Below are 23,444 nucleotides of genomic sequence, written 5' to 3' on the forward strand. Positions count from 1 at the left end.
TTGTGCCTGTTAAGAAATGCAAAATCAGCTATAATGGCTGATGATCGAAGTAACCTGGGATTTATAGGCGCCGCCGAAAATATTCAGGTGAACCAGGAGATAGTAGAGTTCCCAAAGGGGTATTCGGTCTTTCCATCCATTTTCTAAAGGAAATACCTCGTTGTACCGGTTGAAAAGTTCGTCATTGAATCCCCCGAATAAATGCATCATCCCGATATCCATCTCCCGTGGAGCATAGGCTGTCGCGGGATCGATCAGGCAGGGTTCTCCCTCTTTATTAATAATGAAATTGCCATTCCAAAGATCACCATGGATCAGGGAAGGTTTTTCATCGGGAATCTCATTTTTGATATTTTTAAAAAAGGAATCGTTAATTTTTAGTTTAAAGCCGTTTACTTCTGCCATTTTAAGTTGAGGTTTTAGCCTCATTTCAATGTAGAATTCTGAAGCCGAAGTTTTGTTTTCATTATACTGCGGCAGGCTTCCTATATAATTGTTTTTTTCGAGTCCGAACTGGTCAGCCGAAACCTGGTGCAGTTTAGCCAGCTTTTCTCCGAAGATCTTCCAGAAATCGGGATGCATTGGGGCCGATTCCTTATGTTCGAGAAGCAGATAGCTTTTGTTGTCAATTATACCGTTTTTAAAGGGTTTTGGTACATCAATTTTATCAGGTTCAAGCAGTTTTTCAAGTCCCAGTTTTTCGGCTTCGAACATGCCGGGGTACTTATCGGCATCATTTATTTTTACCACGAATTTTTCTTCGTTTCCTTTTAGAACAAAGACTTCATTAATATCTCCGCCGGTTAAAGGAAAGGATTCTGAAAACCTGAGATCATTTTCTTCAGCAATTTTTCCAAGTACGTCATTAATCTTTTCGTCGGTCATAAGTCTTGTAAGTAAAAGCGTATTTATGTTTATCATCGGCAGGGTGATGTTCTTCCTTTATAAGCTTCCATTCATCTTCCCTGATCGCAGGGAAAAAGGTATCTGCATCAAATTTCCCATGCACGCGCGTAAGCTCTATCCTGTCCGCATATTCCATTCCCTGCCTGTAGATCTCGCCGCCGCCAATAATAAAAACCTGCGGATCCAGTTTTGAAACTTTCAGTGCTTCTACCAGCGATTGTACCACGATCACTCCTTTGGGCTGGTAATCTTCCTGTCGCGTGATCACAACATGGGTCCGGTCGGGCAGTAACTTTGGAAAAGTTTCGAAGGTTTTCCTGCCCATAATAATATAATGATCACTCGTTAGTCTTTTAAAACGCCTGAAGTCATCTGGTAAATGCCAGACGAGATCATTATCTTTTCCAAGTGCATTATTTTCCGCGGCAGCGGCAATCATTGTTATCATTAACCTAACTGTTTATGGGTCCCCGGGGATCAAGCGGACGGGTTGGTTTATTGTCATCTTCGGGTCCGGGCTTTTTTTTATTTTCCGGCAATGGATGTTCTCTTTCCACTTTTTCCTTAAGAAGGGCAATTTTTTCTTTTTGCTTTTTAACCAGCCGATCGGTTTCTTTTGCTTCCCATTCTTTTCCCATAAAACTGTTTACGATAAAGACATTGAAAAAATGAATGATCAAAATTAAAGCCCACAGTAAAACGGCCCAGACAAACCAGTCATAGCCCAAAATTTGAAAATCCTGCTGCCAGCCTATTACCTCATTGAGCACAATGAGCAAAACCGCGCCGATAAGAAAGATTACGAAATGACGAAAAAGTCTTTTCTTTTCCCGGGTGCGACGCCTTGCATTTTCATACAACTCACGTTGCTCGTAATCTATTTTAGATTCGTTTTTCTTTTTAGAGAACATAATTCGGTTTACATTAGTGTACTATCAAATTTACTGTTAAAAAAAAGAACACCCCAAATGCTTATGGATAATTTAAGAAAAGGCTTCCCGGTACTGCAACAATATACCTACTTAAATACGGCTGCTTCGGGACTTCTTCCTGAAAAAGTCTGGGAATTCCGCCAGGATCACGACCTGGATTTCTTAATTCAGGCCAGTATTTTAAAGGAAAAACAGGGCGAGGTTTTAACAGAAGTTAGGGAAGCGGTAGGTGATTTTTTCCATTGTGCTCCAAATCGGGTTGCCCTTGTGCCTAATTTCTCGTACGGCTTCAATAGTCTTCTGGAAAGCATTTCTGGTGATAAAAAGGCTTTGCTGCTCGAGAATGATTATCCTTCTATTAACTGGCCAGTGAAATCGCGAAAATTTGAAACGGTTTTTGCTAAAATTGATCAAAATCTTGAGGATAATATCCTTCAGAAAATTGAAAAGGAAAAACCAGATTTCTTTGCTTTTAGTATTGTTCAGTATATAAACGGAGTTAAGCTGGGTATTGATTTTCTCAAAGAACTGAAGCAGAAATTTCCCGATTTGATCCTTATCGCCGATGGCACTCAATACCTGGGAACTGAAAATTTCAAATTTGATGAAACCAATATAGACGTTGTCATTAGCAGTTGTTATAAATGGCTGAATGGCGGCTACGGAAATGGTTTTATGCTTTTTAACGACGATATTCAGGGAAAGATATCTCCAAAACATTTAGGTTTTGGTTCGTTGCAGGGAAAATATAAAGCTCACGAAGGGAATTTCATAGGTAAATTTGAGCCTGGTCATCAGGATACGCTCAATTACGGAAGTTTGAAAGTAGCTATTGACGTGATCAAGGAAAAAGGAATGGAAAATATAGAAACCCAGGTGAAAAAACTCAAAAATGGTGCAGCGCAAAAGTTTCTGGAAGCCGGTTTAATTGAACCCTGGATTGGAGAAAGACCCGATATTGCCCCACTTTTCAATATAAAAGGTGACGAAAAACTATCTGAAAAACTTAGAAGCGAAGGAGTTATTACCTCCCGCAGAGGGGATGGAATTAGAGTGAGTATGCATTATTTTAATACCGAAGATGAGCTTAAACTCCTTTTTAAGCTGTTAAAAATTTAAGTTTTAGATGCAAATTCCAGGGATTTAGGTTTCAAATATTTTGAAGATATCTTTATGATAACGATTGCGAATTTGTATGTCGCCTTTAAATAACATAAAAATATCAGAATATCGAAAAAATGAAGCTAAGCTTTTGATTTTTATTGTTTTGTAAAAATTTATTAATTTAATTTGGCCAATGGAAATTTTAATTTTTTAGCCATGTCAATTACAAAACAGTATTTAAAGTCAAAACCTGAGTGTAAGGTCACTTTTAATGTGCCAGCGAAAGATGCAAACAATGTGGAGGTAGCAGGAGATTTCAATAACTGGAAATCTACTAAACTAAAAAAATTCAAAAACGGCAATTTTAAGGGTCAGGTGAACCTGCCGGTAGATAAAGAATATCAGTTCAAGTATATCATAGACGGTGAATGGGTTAATGAACCTGAAGCCGATCGTTTGGAATGGAACGAATATGCTTCAACTGAGAACAGCGTACTTGTAGTTTAAATTTTTCGGTATTCTGGATGAGGTAAAAATTAGGGAATAAGCTTTACTCCATTCCGGAATGCCACGAAATTTTTTATCGGGCGGGCAGCATAGCTTGTCTGCGGAAAATACCAGGCAGCGTCTTTATTGATTTCCCCGGCTACTTTTATATGGAAATAAGCAGCCCTGCCTTTCCATGGGCAATGCCTTCCATATTGCTGTGAACGAAATATTCCTTGTGAATATCTTCCATGGGAAAATAGTGAGTATCCTCAACGGTCCTGGTATCTTCACTTTCTGCAATTACGTGTTGGTTCCAGATCGCTTTCATAATATTATATCTCTAAGGTTTAGTTTTTCTTAAAGATATAATTTTTGTAAAAACCTGCTGAATCTGTGAAAGTTTGTTCAACTTTCAATCCTGCCTCACTGGCCAGCCATTTTACTATGGAATCGTCATATTTCTGGGAAATTTCGGTGTGAATACTTTCCCAGCTGTCAAAATGGACTTCCAGTTCCAGTTTTTGAATTTTTACATTCTGCTCAATACTGCTAACCAAAAAACTTTTTGCCGTTCCGGTTTCGGGATCATAGGTTTCCCAGTGTTTAAAGCTATCCGGATTGAAATCTCCGCCTAATTCCTTATTAATACGTACCAGTAAATTTTTGTTGAAGGCTTCGGTTATTCCGTTAGGATCATTGTAGGCATCAAGAATTTTTTTCGGGTCTTTTTTCTGGTCAAAGCCCATAAAAAGCATGTCATCCTTATCCATGGCTTTAGCGATATTCGATAAAAAGATTACCGCATCTTTGTGTAATAAGTTCCCGATATTACTGCCGAGAAACAAAATTACCTTCTTCCGTCTGTTATATTCTGCCAGCTCTTCAAGGGTTTTAAAATAAGTTCCCTGTTGCGGTGAAACTTTTGCTTCAGGAAGTTCCTTTTTTAAAGATTTTTGGAGTTCATCCAGAGCATGCTGGCTTATATCTATCGGCAGATACTTAAAATCATCGCTATTTTTCAGAAGTTCTTTCAGAAGAATTTTAGTTTTTTTACCATCTCCCGCTCCGAGTTCGATGAGATCAAAAGCCTCTTTCTCACTGAAAGCCGAGCAGATTTCAGCAGCGTTTTGTTCCAGGATTTCAAACTCACACTGCGTAAGATAATATTCAGGCATATCCATGATCTTCTGGAACAATTTGTCTCCCTTTTCATCGTAGATATATTTTGAAAGCAGGTATTTGGGATAACTCGTGAGCCCCTTATATGTGTCTTCGGCAAAAGCAGACTCAAACATAGTCCTGGTGGTTGTGTTCATTTATTTATTATTTAACTAATCGGAAACCGGTAAACTGCCACCTTAATTGTGGATGAAAAAAATTGCGGTAAGTAGGTCGTGTATGGTTTTGGGGAGTAACTACCGAGCCGCCACGCAGGACTTTCTGGTTGACCATGAATTTACCATTGTACTCACCAAGTGCGCCATCGGCTTTTTTATAACCCGGATAGGGTGAATAGGCACTTTCGGTCCATTCCCAGCGACTTCCCCATTCAAATTTAGATTGGGCTGTTTCCCATTCTTCTTCAGTTGGAAGTCGCATTCCTTTCCATTGTGAATAGGCAAAAGCCTCATAATATGAAATATGGGTTACCGGCGCATTCAGGTTGAGTTTCTGGAGTCCACCTAAGGTATATTGATGCCATTCTTCATTGATTTTATGCCAGTAGGAGGGAGCCGAAATCTCGTTTTCATTCACCCAGTCCCAGCCTTCGGCATGCCACAGCAAAACATCTTCATAACCTCCGTCGTCAATAAAGTCAATGAATTCTTTATTGGTGACCAGTTTATTCGAAATTTCATAATCGCAGAGAAAAACCTTGTGAAGGCCTTTTTCGTTGTCATAGCAGAAATCATCAGATTTATGGCCAATTTCGTAGATTCCTTCAGGAATTTTTATCCATTCACGATCGAATTCCTGGACGGGATTTTCTTCAAATTCATCGTTGTATTTGGGAAAAAGCGGATTATTTCCCAGTATATATTTAATATCGGTATAAAGCAGCTCCTGGTGTTGTTTTTCATGATGACAACCAATTTCCAGAACGGCAAGAGCTTCTTCATCAAGCTTTTTGTTTTTTAAAAGATCCAGAACGGCATCGGTAACATATTTTCTGAAATTATAGATCCATGCAACGGTAGGCCTGGAAAGGTTTCCGCGGTTGGTGCGAATTACCTTTTCGCCCACACTTTCATAGTAACTATTGAAAACGTAAGCGGTATTCTCATCATAAAGCTGGTGGCTATTGGAATATTTTTTCAGGACAAATTCTTCAAAAAACCAGGTGGTATGGCCAAGGTGCCATTTTGGAGGCGAGACATCAACGATGGGCTGAACCACATAATCTTCGGTTTCCAGAAACGAGCAGATATGTTCGGAATCTGCCCTTGTTTTTTTGAAAAGTTCAATTAGTTCTTCTTGTGAAAGCATAAAAAAGAGTGATACTTTATATGTACCACTCAAATTTACAATTTTTACAAAGTTCGCTTCCTAAGAATGCGTTAAGGTGACGTTAAACTTGTTTTGCAAATGTTTAACCCCCTGGCTTAACAGCAATTTAGAAATTTAGCGGGATGGTGTACTTGATTGCCACAGGTTTGCCGCCGCGCATACCGGGTTTCATAATGGGCATTGCCTCCACCATTTTTTTTACTTCGGCATTGATTTCAGGGTGTTTGCCTTCAATCGATTTTACCACGGCCTTTCCTTTTTCATTGATTTCAAGAGAAACGGTAGCTTTGCCGCGAATATATTCTCCCTTATCGTTCTTCGGATATTTATAGGTTTTTTTCAGATGCTGCATAAACATCTTGTTAAAACACTCGTCTTTATCACTGTTATTTTCGCAGCCCGGCCATACAGGGGTAGTTTCTTTAATAGTGATAGTGTTTCCCTCGACTTTTACGCCTTCCTGCGCAAAGGCCTGAATACCGATAAAGACAAAGAATATTAAAAATAGCTTTTTCATAGTTTAAAAATTAGGTTTGGGGCAATGGCCTTTCGGCCGGGTTAATTAAAAATTAAATGAAAGGGTGAACTCCCTGTCGTCCGGCTCACCATTCAGGGTTCCGGGTTTCATTTTTGGGATTTTCTGAAGCATTTCTTTAGCGGCCTGGTTCACGGCAGGATTTTTACCCGTAACTTCATTTACAACAACCTCCCCATTTTTTTGAATTGTAAAAGTTACTTTCACTTTTCCTCTTTCGTATTGCCCCTGGTCGTTCTTGGGATATACATATTTCGCCCTTACGTGTTGGGAAAGTTTTTGGTTAAAACATTTTTTTACATTTTTGGCATTTTCACAGCCCGGCCAGACGGGTGATTTTTGTTGTGCATTGGCAAGGCTGAGCCCACCTAGTAAAAAACATGTAATAACTAATAATTTCTTCATGGTAATAAAAATTTAAAATTAGAATTAAACAGCCACACTGGCTTTAATGCCAGGATGCGGATCATAATTTTCTAATTTAAAATCTTCAAACTTAAAATCAAAAATATCTTTGACTTTTGGGTTTAATTTCATCGTTGGGAGCGGTTTTGGGGTTCTGCTTAGCTGAAGTTTTACCTGCTCCATATGGTTGCTGTAAATGTGTACATCGCCGAAAGTATGAACAAAATCTCCGGCCTCATAACCGCAAACCTGTGCCATCATCATTGTTAGTAGCGCATAAGAGGCAATGTTGAAAGGCACCCCGAGGAATACATCGGCACTGCGTTGGTAGAGCTGACAGGATAGTTTTCCATCGGCTACATAAAATTGAAAAAAGGCGTGACAGGGTGGGAGGGCAGCTTTCCCGTTAGCCACATTTTCTGAAAAAGATTTTGAAGTATCAGGTAACACCGAGGGATTCCATGCCGATACCAGCATGCGCCGGCTATTGGGATTTTTTTTAAGCGTTTCAATTACCTCACTGATCTGGTCAATCTCTTCGCTGTTCCAATTTCGCCACTGATGGCCATAAATCGGTCCCAGATTTCCATTTTCATCGGCCCATTCGTTCCAGATGCGAACCCCGTTTTCCTGAAGGTATTTCACATTTGTGTCGCCTTTCAGGAACCATAACAATTCGTAAATGATAGATTTCAGGTGTAATTTTTTCGTGGTGACCATGGGGAAACCTTCGCTAAGGTCGAAGCGCATCTGGTAACCAAAAAGGCTTCTTGTTCCTGTGCCGGTACGATCTCCTTTATCGGTTCCGTTTTCAAGTACATGCTTAAGAAGTTCGTGATATTGTTTCATTTTTTATGCTGTTATTTTAAAGTGAACCAGTTGCGATGCCAAATTCACTTCGGGAGTTCTAAAAATTTGATATGCAGACTAAAATAGAAAAACAGCATCGATTATGGATGCTGTTTTTTATTCAACTTATCAATAGTTTTTCAACTTTTTGAATTTAGTATAACTCAATACTCAATACTCAATACTCAATACTATTTATCCAATGATCATTCCCGCGATAGTTGCAGAAAGCAGGGATGCAATTGTCCCTCCTATCAGAGCTTTCATACCAAATTCTGAAAGTGTTTTTCTTTGGCCCGGAGCGAGAGAGCCAATTCCACCAATCTGTATACCAATGGAAGCGAAATTTGCGAATCCGCACAACATATAAGTAGCCATTATAACAGACTTCTCGTAGTTAAGGCTAAGCGCGTTCACCGGATTCTTAAGCTCGGCGAGTTGAATGTAGCCAACAAATTCACTTGCGGCAAGTTTTATTCCCAGCAGCTGGCCCATCAGCATAATGTCTTCTTTAGCGACTCCAATGATCCACATCAATGGAGCGAAAATGAGTCCGAGAACCGACTCCAAAGAGAATTTTTCGTAAGGTGTGTATTCGGCCATCAGCATATTCAAATGGCTCCAGCCTCCTATCCAGCCTAAAATATAATTGATCATGGCGATAAATGCTATAAATACAAGAAGCATAGCCGCCACATTCGCTGCCAGTTTAAGTCCTTCCGTAGTACCGTTTGCTATGGCGTCGAGTATATTCGAACCTATTTTATTGGCGGATACTTCCACATCGGTATTAATTTTTTCGGTTTGTGGATATAAAATTTTTGAAATTACCACCGCGCCGGGCGCAGCCATTACCGAGGCAGTTAACAGGTGTTTTGCGAATTGCAGCCTCAGTTCCGGATCTTCACCACCAAGGAAACCGATGTAAGCGGCGAGTACGCCACCGGCTACTGTTGCCATTCCGCCAACCATGACCAGGAGAATTTCAGAGCGTGTCATTCTTTCCAAATAGGCTTTGATCAAAAGAGGCGCTTCAGTTTGACCGAGGAAAATATTCCCGGCTACACTTAAACTTTCCGGGCCTGAAATTCCCAGTAATTTGGTAAGTACCCAGGCCATTCCTTTTACAACTACCTGTATAACTCCCAAATAAAAAAGTACCGATGTTAATGCCGAAAAGAAAATTACCGTGGGCAGTATCTGGAAAAGGAAAATAAACCCGAAGGAATTCGCATCCATTAGATCACCTAAAAGGAATTCACTTCCGGCTTCGGTAAAATCAAGTATAAGAACAAATATTTGTCCTACGAACTCAAAGATATCCTGGACAATTTCAATTTTTAAAACACCTATGGCAAGTAGCAGCTGTGCAGCCAGACCCAGGCCCACTGTTTTCCAGTTTATGCCTTTTTTGTTGCTGCTAAAAAGGAAGGCTATTAAAATAAGTGCGAACATTCCCAGTATTCCCCGCAGGATACTGGAGGTGCTTATTCCGGCGCTTGGAATGATCTCTTTGGCCGTTGAAGCGGGAACAGCTTCATTTACCGTGGGATTATTAATTTTTAACCGAAGATTTTGGCCGCTGCTGTTGATGACAAGGGATGAATCTGTGAGTTCTGTTACCCGCAAATGCTGAACACTGTCTTTTGGCGAATTATAAAAAAGGACCAGCAGGTTATTTTGATAAAGATAGTCACCTTTAGCCAGTGTGTCTTTTGCCGTACTATCCAGAAAGCTAAACCTGCCTTCGTCAAAACGAAGGTACTGGGTATTGGGAAAAGTTTGTTGTTGGGAAAGGCTATCGGTATCTTTTTCGAATTGCCAGGTCTGGGAAATATTCTGGGAAAATGCTGCAGAAATAAAGAAAAGGCTGAGCAGCAGGCAATGCCAGGTTTTATTCATTTTAGGTTATTTTCTTTTGGAAATTTCATCCCTGAGGCGCGCTGCTTTTTCATAATCTTCTTTTGCAACAGCCTGTGACAGGAGCTCTTTAAGTTCTTCCAGCGACATTTTTTTATAATCAGAACTTTCATCAGAGGTCATTTCGATCTCTTCTTTCAATAATTCGTCTGAAAGTATCTCTTCTTCTTTCTTTTCTTCTTTTTCGCTCTGCCGCTCTTCGACTTTCAGGTAAATTCCGGCCTTATCGAGGATATTCTTATAAGTAAAAATAGGAGCGTTAAAACGGAGTGCCAGCGCAATAGCATCACTTGTTCTCGCATCGATGATCTCTTCGATCCCATCCCTTTCGCAGATGAGACTGGAGTAGAAAACACCGTCTACCAGTTTATGGATGATCACCTGTTTTACAACAATTTCAAACCTGTCTGAAAAATTTTTGAAGAGATCATGGGTAAGCGGTCGCGGAGGTTTTATCTCTTTCTCCAGCGCTATGGCAATAGATTGAGCCTCAAATGCTCCAATTACTATAGGCAGCTTGCGGTCGCCACCAACCTCGTTGAGGATCAGGGCGTAAGCACCGTTTTGTGTTTGACTGTAAGAAATTCCTTTAATATTCAGGCGCACTAAACTCATACATCAAAATCAATTAAAAAAGCTGCCTAAATAAGGACAGTTAGCCGCATTTAGACAGCCCTTTTATGGGGCACAATTTATGAAAATTATGCGTTTTTCTCTTTAAATTCCCTCAATTTTTCATTTAATCTGGGTACAACTTCAAAGGCATCGCCCACCACACCGTAGTCTGCAGCCTTAAAAAATGGTGCTTCCGGATCATTATTAATGACGACTTTGGTTTTTGCGGCATTGATTCCGGCAAGGTGCTGAATAGCTCCTGAAATACCAATGGCAATATATAAATTGGAAGCAACCGGCTTACCGGTCTGGCCTACGTGCTCACTGTGAGGCCTCCAGCCCATGTCGCTTACCGGTTTCGAGCAGGCGGTAGCGGCACCCAGAATATCGGCCATTTCTTCTATCATTCCCCAGTTCTCCGGACCTTTTAATCCGCGTCCGCCAGAAACGACAATTTCGGCGTCGGCAATGGTCACTTTATCTTTTGCTTTATCTACCGATTCTACATTTACTGAAAAATCTTCATCAGAAAGTTGTGGAGTAAAATCTTCTTCGGTAGCGGTGGAAGGATGTTCCTTTAAACCGAATGAATTTTTTGAAAGACCTATGATTTTTACCTCGGTAGTGATTTCAGTAAAATTGAAGGCTTTATTAGTAAAAGCTGCGCGTTTTACGGTAAAAGGTTCAGTGCTTTCAGGTAAAGCCACAACATTTGGAGCGTAACCTGCCTTAAGCTGAACAGCTAAAAGTGGGGCGAGATATTTTCCGTTGGCGCTCTGGCTGATAACTAAAACTTTTGAACCTTCTTTTTCGGCAGCCTGCTTAATGGCATCGGCATAGGCCTCGGCATTGAATTTGGAAAGTTTCTCGCTGCTTACTTTCAAAACTTTATCCACTCCATACTTCCCAAGTTCGGAAGTGTCATTAGCATTGAAAGTAATTGCCGTTACGGAAGTTCCCAGCATATCGGCAACTTCTTGGGCGTAAGACGCTAATTCATAAGAAGCTTTTTTGAACTTTCCTTCTTCTGATTCTATATATGTTAAAACTGACATTTTCTGATTTTTAAAATTCTTGATTCGTTTTCCCTTTTTAAATGACCTTGGCCTCGTTATGAAGCAAATCGATCAATTCATCAAGGTTTTCTGGATCAACCAGTTTCACTGCTCCTTTTGGCTCGGGTTTTTCGAATTTGACCACTTTTGTTGTTATATCACTTTCAGAAGGCTGTACCACATTAAGAGGTTTTTTACGAGCCTGCATGATCCCTCTCATATTAGGGATCTTAAGATCGCTTTCTTCCACAATTCCTTTTTGGCCTCCAATGACCAGTGGAAGTTTAGCCTTAAGTGTTTCCTTACCGCCATCTATTTCCCTTATCGCTGTTGCGGTGTCTCCCTCAACTTCAAGGCCTATGCAGTTATTTACGAAATTTGCTTTGATTAGTTGGGCGAGCATTCCCGGCACCATTCCGCCGTTATAATCGATGGATTCCCTTCCAGCAATAATAAGGTCATAATTGCCATCCTGAACGACTTTCGCAAGTTCTTTGGCTACCTGATATCCATCGGTGGGAGTGTTGTCCACACGAATTGCCGCATCTGCACCAATGGCCAGTGCCTTTCTTAAGGTGGGTTCGGTTTCTGCTCCGCCAACATTTACAACATCTACAGTAGCTCCCTGTTTCTCTTTGAACCACATGGCACGGGTAAGACCAAATTCGTCGTTCGGATTAATTACAAATTGAACACCATTCGTGTCGAATTTAGTGTCCCCATCAGTAAAATTGATCTTAGAGGTAGTATCGGGCACATGGCTTATACATACTAAAATTTTCATATATCAGGTTCTTTTTTTAATAAAACGATTTCGACACGAAGGTAAGTATTTTTAATCAAAAAAAGCTATGCATGCATAGTAAAATGCATCTTAAAATTCTATTATTTTTTTGGATAATTCTCAATAAATGCGGCGTTCAGTATAAAATCTTTCAGAAGAAATTAATGGAGAATGAGAATATTTGGAAGTAAATTCTTAAAGCCCGTTTAAATAAGCGCTTTCCGAAAATTTTAATCGGCAAATATGGTATTTACCTTACTGAATTACTATTTTTGCTCCTCAGGAATAAAATTTAAGAAATTATAATGAGGACAATTCAATTTAGAGAAGCCGTTGCCGAGGCGATGAGCGAAGAAATGCGAAGGGATGAAAGCATTTATTTAATGGGGGAAGAGGTTGCCGAGTATAATGGCGCCTACAAAGCTTCCAAAGGAATGCTTGAAGAATTTGGTCCCGATCGCATTATAGACACTCCTATTGCCGAGCTTGGATTTTCGGGTATTGGCGTTGGATCGGCGATGAATGGCAACAGGCCTATTATTGAATTCATGACTTTTAATTTTTCACTGGTTGGTATCGACCAGATCATCAATAATGCCGCTAAAATGAGGCAAATGAGCGGTGGGCAATTCAATATTCCCATTGTTTTTCGCGGTCCTACGGGTTCTGCCGGCCAGCTGGGAGCAACGCACTCACAGGCATTTGAAAACTGGTTCGCGAATACTCCGGGACTTAAAGTTATCATTCCTTCTACTCCTTATGATGCGAAAGGCCTTTTAAAAGCTGCGATTCGCGATGATGATCCGGTTATTTTTATGGAAAGTGAGCAGATGTACGGCGATAAAGGTGAAGTGCCGGAAGAGGAATATGTGATCGAGATCGGTAAAGCCGATATTAAAAGGGAAGGAACCGATGTAACTATTGTTTCTTTCGGAAAGATCATAAAAGAAGCCCATGCGGCAGCTGAAAAACTTGCTGAAGAAGGGATCTCCTGCGAAATCATTGATTTGAGAACTATTCGTCCCATGGATCACGACGCGATAATCAATTCTGTGAAAAAGACCAACAGGCTTGTAGTTCTTGAAGAATCCTGGCCATTTGGAAGTATTGCCACTGAAATTACTTACCAGGTGCAGTCACAAGCTTTTGATTATCTGGATGCTCCTGTTGTGAAACTGAATACGGCCGATACACCGGCACCTTATTCCCCGGTTCTGCTGAAGGAATGGTTGCCTAACAGCGAAGATGTTGTTAAAGCCGTTAAAAAGGTAATGTACAAGTAAACATATTCAGCTTATCTTTGAAACTTCATCGATATCGATGGAGTTTTTTTTTGCTTAAAATGAAAAAGAAATCCCTTTTATTTTCTATTTTTTTCTTCTTTTCTATTCTCGTTTTTTCTCAAACGAAAGTGGGCGGAGTGGTAAAAGACATTGCCGGAGAACCGGTGCCTTTTGCCAATGTTGTTTTTAAACATTCTACTGAAGGCACCACCACAGATGAGATTGGGGAATTTTACCTGCAAAGTGAGAAAAACTATGATACGCTCGAAATTTCCTTTCTCGGATATAAAACCACCAAAATACCTTTAAAGTCTTCAGTAAATCTCGGGATGAAAATTATTCTTGAAGAAGAGACTTCCAGCCTTGATGAAGTGGTTATTTACAGGGGGAAGACCTCAAAAAAGAACAATCCGGCCATTGATATTCTTAAAAAAGTCTGGGCTAACCGCCGAAAGAATGGTGTTAATGCTTTCGACCAGTATTCCTATAAAAAATATGAAAAACTGGAATTTGATCTAAATACCATTGACAGTTCTGTGATAAAAAACAGGCTTTTTAATGGAATGGAATTCATTTTCGATTATGCCGATACAAACAGGGTGACTGGTAAAACATACCTTCCCATGTTTATCAATGAATCGGTTTCACGAGTTTATGGCGATAATTCATTAGATCGAAAAAAAGAGGTATTGCTGGGAAATAAAAACTCAGGTTTTAATGAAAACCGGAATCTTATTGATTTCGTAAGGGATATGTACCAGGATTACGATATCTATAAAAGTTATATCAAATTTTTCGATAAGGCTTTTGTCAATCCTGTGTCTACGGTGGGAATTGAATCGTATAACTACGTGCTGTCAGACAGTGCTTATATCGATAATAAATGGTGTTACAATATAGTTTATTATCCGCGCCGTAAAAATGAACTTACTTTTCGCGGTGATTTTTGGGTAAATGATACTACCTGGGCGATTAAGAAGATCAACCTGGAAACTTCCCGGGAGGCCAATATTAACTGGGTAAAACAGGTTTATATCGAACAGGAATATGAGGTGATGAATGATTCGCTCTTCCTGATCAAAAAGGACTTTTTCATGGCCGATTTCGGACTCAATAAGAAGAAAACTTCTAAAGGGGTTTATGCAAAACGGACCAAAATTTTTGATGATTACGAGTTCAATAAGGAAAAAGGCGCGGCCTTTTACCAGCAGGAGATCTACAATCCGCAGCCACAGGTTTATAACCGAAGCAATGAATTCTGGCAGGAGAACCGTATGGAAAACCTCAATAAAGATGAGGAAGGTATTTATACCATGCTGGATACCCTTACCAAAACCAGGGCTTTCCGCCGTTTATACGATATCGCCATTGTTGCTCAAACGGGATATATAGATTTTGACGGATGGGATTATGGCCCCGTATATTCCACCTTTGGATACAACGATGTGGAAGGTATGCGATTACGCTTTGGTGGTCGAACTTATTTCACCCAAAATGATTTTTGGAGAATTGAAGGCTATGGCGCCTATGGATTTAAAGATCAGAGATTCAAATATGGGATAGCCGGAAAAGTGCTTCTGGATCCCAAATCCCGGTTAATGATCTCCGGCGGAAAGAGGAGAGATGTGGAACAATTGGGAACAAGTCTTACCAATTCTACCGATGTTCTGGGCAGGAGCCTGGCTTCTTCTTCCCTTATCACGGTAGGGAATAACAATAAATTGAGCTCTATTGACCTGAGCACCTTCGCGGTTTCCCTGGAACCGGTTAAGAACCTAATGTTTCGCGCCGGGATTAATTACCGCGAAATAGAACCTGCGTCGGAGGGTTTCAGCCTTGATTATTATACCGATGATTCTCATACCACTGTTGATTCTAAAATAAACCAGGCCGAGCTTTCCACGGTGATAGGTTTTACGCCTGGAAAAAAGATTTCAGGTTATGGAGTGGAACCACAACTGATCAATGAAGGAGAGTACCCTACCGTATTTCTGGATTATTCCCTGGGCTTAAAAAGTTTATTAAATAGTGATTTCGATTATAAAAAACTTCAGTTTTTTTACGATCAGCCCCTTTTAATAGGTGGCCTGGGTCGGTCTCACCTTAGCATTGAAGCGGGTAAAACCTTCGGAACGGTGCCTCTGGCACTTTTAAACGTGGTGCCGGGAAACCAGACGTATTTTGATATGTATAATTCTTTCGCCACTTTAGATTATTACGAATTTGTGACCGATACTTATGCTGCTGCCCATTTCTGGCATAGTTTCAACGGAAGGTTTTTTTCGAGAATCCCTTTTCTGCGCAAACTGGATCTTCGTGAACTTGTGACCGTAGATGCGGTCTGGGGGCAGATTTCCGATAATAATATCGCTATTGATGCTTCCGGTCTTCCATTACGCGCTCCCGATGGCGATCCTTATTATCAGTATGGACTTGGGGTGGGAAATATTCTGAAAGTGATGCGGGTGTACGCGTATTTCCGAGGTAATTATTTTGAAATTCCGGATGCGCGCTCCTTTGCGCTGATCATTGACTTCGGATTTCACTTTTAGTTAAGATTCGCAAGGCTATAAATTGCCTATCTTTGCAGCCCTAATTAATTGCAGAAAACAACAGAAAAAATGTCTGAGAATTATGAGACCTTCGATGTATTGATCGAGATCCCTAAAGGGAGCCGAAACAAATACGAATACGATTTTAAGCTGAAAAAAGTTCGATATGACAGGATGATCTTCTCTTCGATGATGTATCCTGCCGATTATGGCTTTATACCCAATACACTTGCGCTTGATCAGGATCCGCTGGATGTGCTGGTTTTGGTTACCGAGCCTACGTTTCCGGGAATTGTGATGCAGGTGAAGCCAATTGGTGTTTTTCATATGGCCGATGAGAAAGGTCCCGACGAGAAGATAATTTGTGTTCCTGTTTCCGATCCTGTTTGGAACCGGTTAAATGACCTTAGGGAATTGAACGGACATATGCTAAAAGAAATTGAACATTTCTTCAAAGTATATAAAGATCTGGAAAAGAAGAAGGTAGATACTGGCGATTTTGGAGATGCTTCAGAGGCACGCAAGATTATCCAGGATTGCGTTGATCGGTATAATAATTACGAAGGAGATAAATCGCGATTTGGTATATAATTGTAATTTTTCTGTATAATTTTTAATAGTATAAAAGCAATAGCCTTAAAAAGTTATTGCTTTTTTAATTATTACTGTTTTTACTACATTTGCGGGCATTTAATATTTAATTAACAATTTAGAACGCTACTATGGAAGCAATAATGATTTATATGCCCGCTGTTCTGGCAATAATCGGGCTCATTTACATGTGGGCCAAAAGATCCTGGGTGATGAAACAGGATTCCGGGGACGGAAAAATGAAAGAAATTTCATCTCATATTTATGAGGGCGCTTTAGCTTTTTTAAAAGCAGAATATAAATTATTGACCTTTTTTGTCATTGGTGCGAGTATCGCTCTTTTGGCCATTGCTTATTTTGTACCTACCACTCACTGGCTAATTATTGTAGCCTTTATTTTTGGAGCTATTTTTTCTGCTCTGGCAGGAAATATGGGGATGCGTATCGCTACCCAGTCTAACGTTCGAACTACTCAGGCCGCAAGAACTAGTTTGCCCAAAGCCCTGAAGGTTTCTTTTGGTGGAGGAACAGTTATGGGGCTCGGAGTGGCCGGTCTTGCTGTTCTTGGACTTACCGGTTTCTTCATTATCTTTTTTAATTTCTTTATGGGCGGCGTTTGGACCAGCACCGAAGAAATGACCGTCGTTCTTGAAACTCTCGCAGGTTTTTCTCTTGGGGCTGAATCAATTGCGCTTTTCGCCCGTGTGGGTGGCGGAATCTATACCAAGGCCGCCGATGTAGGTGCCGACCTTGTTGGAAAAGTAGAAGCCGGAATTCCTGAAGATGATCCAAGAAACCCAGCCACAATTGCCGATAACGTAGGTGATAATGTGGGGGATGTTGCCGGAATGGGAGCCGATCTTTTTGGTAGTTATGTCGCTACCGTTCTTGCCGCTATGGTTCTTGGGAACTATATAATAAAAGATATGGGTGGTAATATCACCAATGAAGGATTTGGCGGAATTGGCCCCATTCTTTTACCGATGGCAATTGCTGGAGCAGGGATCATTATTTCTATCATAGGAACTTTTTTCGTTCATATAAAATCAAATGATGCCAAAGAAGCCGAAGTTCAGAAAGCTTTAAATATAGGAAACTGGTTTTCTATTTTTCTAGTGGCGGTTGTGAGTTATTTTCTGGTGACCTGGATGTTGCCTTCTCACCCAATGACCATGGGATTTTTTAGCGGAGGTGAACAGGGCTTTGAATTTAAAGATATTAGCTCTATTCGTGTATTCTATTCTACTTTAGTAGGAATTATTGTTGGCGGAGTTATTTCAGCCGTGACGGAATATTATACCGGCCTTGGAAAAAAACCGGTATTGAACATCGTGCAGAATTCCGGAACAGGAGCTGCGACAAACATTATCGCGGGACTTTCTACAGGAATGATCTCTACCTTCTTTTCAATTTTACTTTTTGCCGTTGCTATTTGGGCTTCTTATGCTTTTGCAGGTTTCTACGGAGTGGCACTTGCCGCTTCCGCGATGATGGCTACTACAGCAATGCAGTTAGCTATTGATGCCTTCGGGCCGATTTCCGATAATGCCGGAGGTATTGCTGAAATGAGCGAACTTCCTTCTGAAGTTAGAGAGAGAACCGATATTCTGGATTCTGTAGGAAATACTACCGCTGCAACCGGAAAAGGTTTTGCGATCGCTTCCGCAGCTCTTACTTCACTGGGGCTTTTTGCGGCTTACGTAACTTTTACGGGGATCGACGGTATCAATATTTTTAAGGCTCCAGTGCTTTCCATGCTATTTGTTGGAGGAATGGTTCCGGTAGTATTTTCGGCCCTGGCAATGAGTTCAGTAGGGAAAGCCGCCATGCAAATGGTTCGTGAAGTGCGAAGGCAGTTTAAAGAAATTCCAGGAATAATGGAAGGAACCGCTAAACCTCAATATGATAAATGTGTTGAGATCTCTACACAGGCAGCTTTGAAAGAAATGTTACTTCCGGGGGTGATTACCATAGGTTTTCCCATTGCTATCGCTTTTATTCCAAGGCTTTTTGGTTATGAAAATATCTTAATCGCCGAAATGTTAGGAGGTTATATGGCCGGTGTAACGGTTAGTGGTGTACTTTGGGCTATTTTTCAGAATAATGCTGGAGGTGCCTGGGATAATGCGAAGAAATCTTTTGAAGCCGGGGTAATGATCAACGGTGAAATGACCTATAAAGGTTCTGATGCTCATAAAGCCGCTGTAACAGGTGATACCGTGGGAGACCCGTTTAAAGATACCTCAGGGCCGTCTATGAACATTCTTATTAAACTTACCTGTTTGATAGGCCTTGTACTGGCTCCGATCCTTGGAAATCATACCGAAACTGATATTCCTCATGAAGAAGAAACCGCTGCGGTAATTCAACAGGGAAACGGTATGTACATTCAGGAGATGAATGTGGATATGTATGAGAAAAATGGAGAAACCGTTGCCGAAGTAAAAGTTGTAAGAACTGAAAACGGAGAAAAGACTACCCGTAATTATACTTTTAACGGAACTGAGGAAGAGGTAAAGAAATCCATAAGCTCTCTCAAATAATTTTGAGAAATTTAATAAAATCAAACCCGGCCTGCAAGCCGGGTTTTTTTATGATTGATAATTGATGATTCCTGTAGAATTCATCTCATTAAGCAATGATCTTATGCGGTGTTTGTGATCAAGAATAATAGCCCTCACGCCGCCATGGTTAGTCTGCGAAAGGTATTTACAATATTTTTTATAACTTTTTAACTCTCGCTTATGGGCATAGGTTAAATTGCATTTCATTTTATACTTAAGATAAAGCTGGGAAATGATCAGCTTTTTTCTTTTGTAAAAAGCGAGTTTTTCCGGGTCTGGGATGGGGGAGATCTCTTTCTTTAGCTGTTCGATCTTTTCTTCTATTTCCAAAAGAAATTCTTTTTTTTGCTGGTGGAGTTGCTGGTAAAGCTTTCTGAGCATTAACCTTTTTTCCTTCTGATAAGTAATTTCATAAATAAAAGCGCTTTTATAATTTAAAACACGTAGTTTTTCCAGCAATTCCAGCGTCTTCTTTTTTTCAGATAATCTCATAACTCTCCCCCTATACTTCCGTATTAAAGCTCACATAAAGCACATAATCTTCTTTCCTATAAAATTATTATTTACCTTCTCATTCCTCGATAATTTTAACTTATTTAACCCGCTCTTATATAATTATAGCCATTGATTATAACAACTTATTATGAAACAGCCTGATTTACAATACTTCTTTGCATAAAAATTTTTCACATTTTCTTAATAAATGTTTAAGGATGTTAAATTTCTTCGTTAAACTGGCGTTAATCAGTGTTTTAAGCTTCTGCTAATCTTTTGGAAATCGTAGTTTTAAGAGAGAATAAATAAAAAATCTGTGTTATGCCAAACAAAGAAACTCCACAAATTAAAAATGAAGAGCAATACGAAAAACTTCGAGATAAGGGAATGAGCAAAGAGAAGGCAGCTCGTATTGCCAATACTAAAAACTCCGGCAAAAAAGGAGGTAAATCTGAAAAATATGAGGAACGTACAAAACAGGAGCTTTATGAAAAAGCAAAAGAGGTAGGCATTGAGGGTCGCAGTAATATGAGTAAAAAAGAACTTATCAATGCGCTTCGAAACCATTAAGAGATGAGATCGATCTGGAATGGTTCCATCAGCTTCGGACTCGTATCTATTCCCGTCAAGCTTTATTCCGGTTCAGAAGACCAAAAGATCAATTTTGATATGCTTGATCGGCATGACCAGGGACGAATACGCTATAAAAGGGTCAATGAAAATACCGGGAAGGAGGTAGAATGGAAAGATATCGTTAAGGGATTTAAAAAAGACGATGCCTATATTGTGCTCGAGAAGGAAGATTTTGAGAAGGCAAACATGAAAAAAAGTCGTACGATAGATATTGAAGAATTCATTGACGAGAGTGAAGTAGCCGATGTGCTCTTTAAGAAACCTTATTTTCTGGAACCTCAGAAAGAAGGCGGAAAATCTTATAATCTATTAAGGGATGCGCTGAAGAAAACCGGGAAATTAGGCGTGGCAACCTTTGTTATGAGACAAAAGGAGCATCTGAGCCTGGTAGGGGTGTATGAAAATGCCCTGGTGCTCCATGTGATCAGGTTTCAGGATGAGATTCGTGACCCCGGAGAATTAAATCTTTCCGATATCAAGATCAAAAAAAAGGAAGTAGATATGGCGGTTTCTCTTATTGAACAATATACCGAGGATTTCAATTTTGAGAAATACAAGAATGTCTATAATAAGCAGTTGATGAAAATAATCAATTCCAAAGCTTCTGGAAAACCGACCAAAGTAGAGGAATTTGAAAGTAAACCTACTCCGGCGAAAGATCTGATGGCTCAGCTACGGGCCAGTTTGGAAAAGAAGAAAGGCAAAGCTTCTTAAATGAGCTTAGATGAATATTTAAAAAAGCGCGATTTTCAGCGTACTCCCGAACCTGAAGGTGCTGTAGTAAACCAGGAAGGGCGCTTAAGATTTGTCATTCAGCGGCATCAGGCCACACGTCTTCATTACGATTTACGCCTGGAAATGCAGGGCACGCTCAAAAGCTGGGCTGTTCCTAAAGGACCTTCCATGAATCCAGATCATAAACGCCTGGCTATCCAAACGGAAGATCACCCAATCCAGTATTTATTTTTTAAAGGCACCATCCCCAAAGGAAATTACGGCGCGGGAGAAATGGATATCTGGGATGAAGGTTATTATCAGGGTGCAGGCGGAATAAGTAAAAAACAGCTTCTGCAGCAGTTCATCAAAGGAGATCTCAAAATTGAATTCTTCGGAAAAAAAATTAAAGGAACTTTCGCTTTAGTGAAAACCAAAAGAGGAGGGGAAAAAGACAATCAGTGGTTGCTTATAAAGAAGAAAGATGAATATGCGACAGATCTAGATTACAATGCTGAAGATTTTCCTCCCGGTCAGGAAATTAAAAAGCCCACCGAGCCTAAAGTAAAAAGCATACAACCTTCCGAAACCATTGAACCTATGCTGGCTACCGCCACTAAGGAGATTTTCAACGACCCTGCCTGGATCTATGAATTGAAGTGGGATGGTTACCGCATGATCGCGAATATGAAAGACGGTAAAGTTGACCTCTATTCCCGAAACGGGATTTCCTTTAATTCTAAATTCTCAAGACTGGTGAGGGATCTGGAACAAATTCCCCACAATACCATTCTTGATGGTGAGGTAGTGGTAGTAGATAAAAAAGGAATTCCCGATTTCCAAAAACTTCAGAATTACGATGAACAGACCTTGGGCGAACTTCGGTATTATGTATTCGATATGCTTTTTTTGAACGGTCTTAGTATGATGGACCTTCCGCTGTTGCAAAGAAAATCGCTTATCGAGGAAGTCATTGAAGATACCTACCATACTTTTTATTGTGAGCATCTGGAAGGAATGGGAAAAACTTTTTTCCAACGCGCGATCGACGCCGGTATGGAAGGAGTGATCGCCAAAAAAGCCGATTCTGTCTATACTCCTGGATATCGAAGTGAAAAATGGTTAAAAATAAAAGAAGTAAAAAGTACCGAAGCTATAATTTGTGGTTATACCGAATCTGATAATGCCGGATTTCGCTCGCTGATTTTAGGATTATTTAGGGAAGGTCAATTAGAATATATTGGAAATTGTGGTTCTGGTTTTTCGGGAGCCAAACATAAGGAGCTATTAAAAAAATTCAAGCCACTTGAAATTTCGGAAAGTCCTTTTGAGAAATCTATAAATCTCAAAGGAAGAAGTCCTGTCTGGGTGAAACCGGAACTGGTCTGCGAGGTAAAGTATACCGAGTGGACTAAGGGAGGCCATCTTCGGCACCCTGTATTCAAAGGCTTACGAGCCGATAAAACCCTGCCGGAGATCACAGGAGAAAAAGTTATTGATAAACCCGAAGAAATTTCTGCTTCTGCCAGTAAGGATGCCAATTCAGATACTTCTGAAGCTAAACCCGGACACCTTAAAATCAACAATATCGATGTTCCTATTACAAACCTTGAAAAGATCTACTGGCCTGATTCGGGTTATTCCAAATATGATCTTATAGATTATTACCTGAACATTTCGGAATATATTCTTCCGTATTTAAAAGACCGTCCCGAAAATCTTCACCGGCATCCCGACGGAATAAACAGCCAGGGTTTTTTTCAAAAAGATAACGAAGGCATTCTGCCGGAATGGGTAGAAACTGTAAAAATCCATTCTAAATCTTCGAAAAAGGAAATTGAATATCTGCTTTGTCAAAATGAGGCGACCCTGCTTTATATGGCGAATTTGGGTTGTATTGAAATAAATCCGTGGAATTCACGCCTGGAGGAGCTGGATAAACCAGATTATGCAGTGATCGATCTTGATCCCAGTGATAAAAATACTTTTGAAGAGGTCATAGAGGTGGCGCAGGTAGCAAAAGAGATCCTTGACGCCGCACAAATAGAGGCTTATTGCAAAACTACCGGTTCCAGCGGGATCCATATTTATATGCCTTTAGGAGCGGCATATACCTATGATGAAGCCAGGGATTTCACTAAATTGATCTGTTACTTTATTAAAGAAAGGACCGGCGATTTAACCAGTATGGAGCGGGCGGTAAAGAATCGCAAAGGAAAAATTTACCTGGATTATTTGCAGAACCGTCGTGGCCAAACCCTTGCTGCTCCTTATTGCGTGAGGCCTAAACCCGGCGCGCCTGTTTCCGCGCCTATAGAATGGGATGAACTTAAATCGGGCCTGCAGATTCTGGATTTTAATTTAAAGAACATGCCGGAAAGGTTAAAAGAAAAAGGAGATCTGTTTAAAGGCGTACTGGAAAAACAGATAGATATGGAAGCAGCCCTGGCCAGGATCAACGAGTTGTAATTATTAAAAATTTGGTAAAAATCAGATTTTTTGGAATCCCC

Annotated in this window: 22 protein-coding genes and 1 pseudogene; 9 read left to right on the plus strand and 14 right to left on the minus strand. The window is 40.2% G+C overall.

Features of this window, described 5'->3' with window-relative positions; translation table 11 throughout:
* Positions 1 to 24: 24 nt before the first annotated feature.
* Genes C7S20_RS09310 through C7S20_RS09320 form a run of 3 tightly spaced genes read right to left on the minus strand, consistent with a single transcriptional unit; the run spans position 25 to position 1,817 of the window.
* Positions 25 to 885 carry a fructosamine kinase family protein gene (locus tag C7S20_RS09310; RefSeq protein ID WP_107012229.1) on the minus strand — a complete coding sequence of 287 codons (861 nt, stop codon included), beginning with the start codon at positions 883 to 885 and terminating at the stop codon, positions 25 to 27.
* A complete protein-coding gene (locus tag C7S20_RS09315; protein WP_107012230.1) occupies positions 866 to 1,354 on the minus strand; it encodes a dihydrofolate reductase in 489 nt (162 codons plus the stop codon). The genes C7S20_RS09310 and C7S20_RS09315 overlap by 20 nt, the downstream gene beginning before the upstream one ends.
* Positions 1,355 to 1,358: 4 nt before the next feature.
* Complete coding sequence (locus tag C7S20_RS09320; protein ID WP_107012231.1) at positions 1,359 to 1,817, minus strand: 2TM domain-containing protein; 459 nt, start codon at positions 1,815 to 1,817, stop codon at positions 1,359 to 1,361.
* A 63-nt stretch (positions 1,818 to 1,880) separates the two neighbouring features.
* Here C7S20_RS09320 and C7S20_RS09325 point away from each other — a divergent pair, with 63 nt between their 5' ends.
* Positions 1,881 to 2,957 carry an aminotransferase class V-fold PLP-dependent enzyme gene (locus tag C7S20_RS09325; protein ID WP_107014165.1) on the plus strand — a complete coding sequence of 359 codons (1,077 nt, stop codon included), beginning with the start codon at positions 1,881 to 1,883 and terminating at the stop codon, positions 2,955 to 2,957.
* Between the two features lie 201 nt (positions 2,958 to 3,158).
* The gene (locus C7S20_RS09330; protein WP_107014166.1) at positions 3,159 to 3,449 is read left to right on the plus strand and encodes an isoamylase early set domain-containing protein; all 291 of its coding nucleotides are present in this window, start codon (positions 3,159 to 3,161) and stop codon (positions 3,447 to 3,449) included.
* Positions 3,450 to 3,478: 29 nt separating this feature from the next.
* On the opposite strand, the pseudogene C7S20_RS09335 reads toward C7S20_RS09330, so the two are convergent.
* The 10 genes and pseudogenes from C7S20_RS09335 to C7S20_RS09380 form a co-directional block, all read right to left on the minus strand.
* A pseudogene (locus C7S20_RS09335) lies at positions 3,479 to 3,759 on the minus strand (DUF427 domain-containing protein).
* A gap of 19 nt (positions 3,760 to 3,778) precedes the next feature.
* Positions 3,779 to 4,747: an L-histidine N(alpha)-methyltransferase gene (egtD, locus tag C7S20_RS09340; RefSeq protein WP_107012232.1), complete on the minus strand. Its 969-nt coding sequence runs from the start codon at positions 4,745 to 4,747 to the stop codon at positions 3,779 to 3,781.
* Positions 4,748 to 4,754: 7 nt separating this feature from the next.
* A complete protein-coding gene (egtB, locus tag C7S20_RS09345; RefSeq protein ID WP_107012233.1) occupies positions 4,755 to 5,918 on the minus strand; it encodes an ergothioneine biosynthesis protein EgtB in 1,164 nt (387 codons plus the stop codon).
* Between the two features lie 127 nt (positions 5,919 to 6,045).
* Positions 6,046 to 6,456: an energy transducer TonB gene (locus C7S20_RS09350; RefSeq protein WP_107012234.1), complete on the minus strand. Its 411-nt coding sequence runs from the start codon at positions 6,454 to 6,456 to the stop codon at positions 6,046 to 6,048.
* Positions 6,457 to 6,501: 45 nt separating this feature from the next.
* Positions 6,502 to 6,879 (minus strand): energy transducer TonB, encoded by a 378-nt coding sequence (locus tag C7S20_RS09355; RefSeq protein WP_107012235.1) that lies wholly within the window; start codon positions 6,877 to 6,879, stop codon positions 6,502 to 6,504.
* 24 nt (positions 6,880 to 6,903) lie between these two features.
* Positions 6,904 to 7,728, minus strand: a complete 825-nt coding sequence (locus C7S20_RS09360) for a thymidylate synthase (protein WP_107012236.1) — start codon at positions 7,726 to 7,728, stop codon at positions 6,904 to 6,906.
* 195 nt (positions 7,729 to 7,923) lie between these two features.
* Positions 7,924 to 9,630, minus strand: a complete 1,707-nt coding sequence (locus C7S20_RS09365) for a NupC/NupG family nucleoside CNT transporter (protein WP_107012237.1) — start codon at positions 9,628 to 9,630, stop codon at positions 7,924 to 7,926.
* A 6-nt stretch (positions 9,631 to 9,636) separates the two neighbouring features.
* Positions 9,637 to 10,263 (minus strand): bifunctional nuclease family protein, encoded by a 627-nt coding sequence (locus C7S20_RS09370; RefSeq protein WP_107012238.1) that lies wholly within the window; start codon positions 10,261 to 10,263, stop codon positions 9,637 to 9,639.
* Positions 10,264 to 10,349: 86 nt separating this feature from the next.
* Entirely contained in the window at positions 10,350 to 11,318 is a 969-nt protein-coding gene (locus C7S20_RS09375) for an electron transfer flavoprotein subunit alpha/FixB family protein (RefSeq protein WP_107012239.1), read from the minus strand.
* Between the two features lie 37 nt (positions 11,319 to 11,355).
* A complete protein-coding gene (locus tag C7S20_RS09380) occupies positions 11,356 to 12,102 on the minus strand; it encodes an electron transfer flavoprotein subunit beta/FixA family protein (RefSeq protein WP_107012240.1) in 747 nt (248 codons plus the stop codon).
* A gap of 305 nt (positions 12,103 to 12,407) precedes the next feature.
* Between C7S20_RS09380 and C7S20_RS09385 the strand changes: the two genes are divergently transcribed.
* From C7S20_RS09385 to C7S20_RS09400, 4 genes are all read left to right on the plus strand, one after another.
* Positions 12,408 to 13,385: a pyruvate dehydrogenase complex E1 component subunit beta gene (locus tag C7S20_RS09385; RefSeq protein ID WP_107012241.1), complete on the plus strand. Its 978-nt coding sequence runs from the start codon at positions 12,408 to 12,410 to the stop codon at positions 13,383 to 13,385.
* 59 nt (positions 13,386 to 13,444) lie between these two features.
* Positions 13,445 to 15,937: a DUF5686 and carboxypeptidase-like regulatory domain-containing protein gene (locus C7S20_RS09390; RefSeq protein WP_107012242.1), complete on the plus strand. Its 2,493-nt coding sequence runs from the start codon at positions 13,445 to 13,447 to the stop codon at positions 15,935 to 15,937.
* 69 nt (positions 15,938 to 16,006) lie between these two features.
* The gene (locus C7S20_RS09395; protein ID WP_107012243.1) at positions 16,007 to 16,528 is read left to right on the plus strand and encodes an inorganic diphosphatase; all 522 of its coding nucleotides are present in this window, start codon (positions 16,007 to 16,009) and stop codon (positions 16,526 to 16,528) included.
* Between the two features lie 131 nt (positions 16,529 to 16,659).
* Complete coding sequence (locus C7S20_RS09400; RefSeq protein WP_107012244.1) at positions 16,660 to 19,071, plus strand: sodium-translocating pyrophosphatase; 2,412 nt, start codon at positions 16,660 to 16,662, stop codon at positions 19,069 to 19,071.
* A 48-nt stretch (positions 19,072 to 19,119) separates the two neighbouring features.
* Here the strand turns inward: C7S20_RS09400 and C7S20_RS09405 are convergent, their stop codons facing one another.
* Entirely contained in the window at positions 19,120 to 19,584 is a 465-nt protein-coding gene (locus C7S20_RS09405; RefSeq protein ID WP_107012245.1) for a hypothetical protein, read from the minus strand.
* Between the two features lie 324 nt (positions 19,585 to 19,908).
* Between C7S20_RS09405 and C7S20_RS09410 the strand changes: the two genes are divergently transcribed.
* Genes C7S20_RS09410 through ligD form a run of 3 tightly spaced genes read left to right on the plus strand, consistent with a single transcriptional unit; the run spans position 19,909 to position 23,403 of the window.
* Positions 19,909 to 20,157, plus strand: a complete 249-nt coding sequence (locus C7S20_RS09410; RefSeq protein WP_107012246.1) for a DUF7218 family protein — start codon at positions 19,909 to 19,911, stop codon at positions 20,155 to 20,157.
* 3 nt (positions 20,158 to 20,160) lie between these two features.
* Positions 20,161 to 20,934 carry a non-homologous end joining protein Ku gene (gene ku, locus C7S20_RS09415; RefSeq protein ID WP_107012247.1) on the plus strand — a complete coding sequence of 258 codons (774 nt, stop codon included), beginning with the start codon at positions 20,161 to 20,163 and terminating at the stop codon, positions 20,932 to 20,934.
* Positions 20,935 to 23,403, plus strand: coding sequence for a DNA ligase D (gene ligD / locus C7S20_RS09420; RefSeq protein ID WP_107012248.1), 2,469 nt, complete (start codon positions 20,935 to 20,937; stop codon positions 23,401 to 23,403).
* Positions 23,404 to 23,444 lie beyond the last annotated feature (41 nt).

It is taken from the genome of Christiangramia fulva, assembly GCF_003024155.1.
In the GTDB taxonomy this organism is placed as follows: Bacteria; Bacteroidota; Bacteroidia; order Flavobacteriales; family Flavobacteriaceae; genus Christiangramia; species Christiangramia fulva.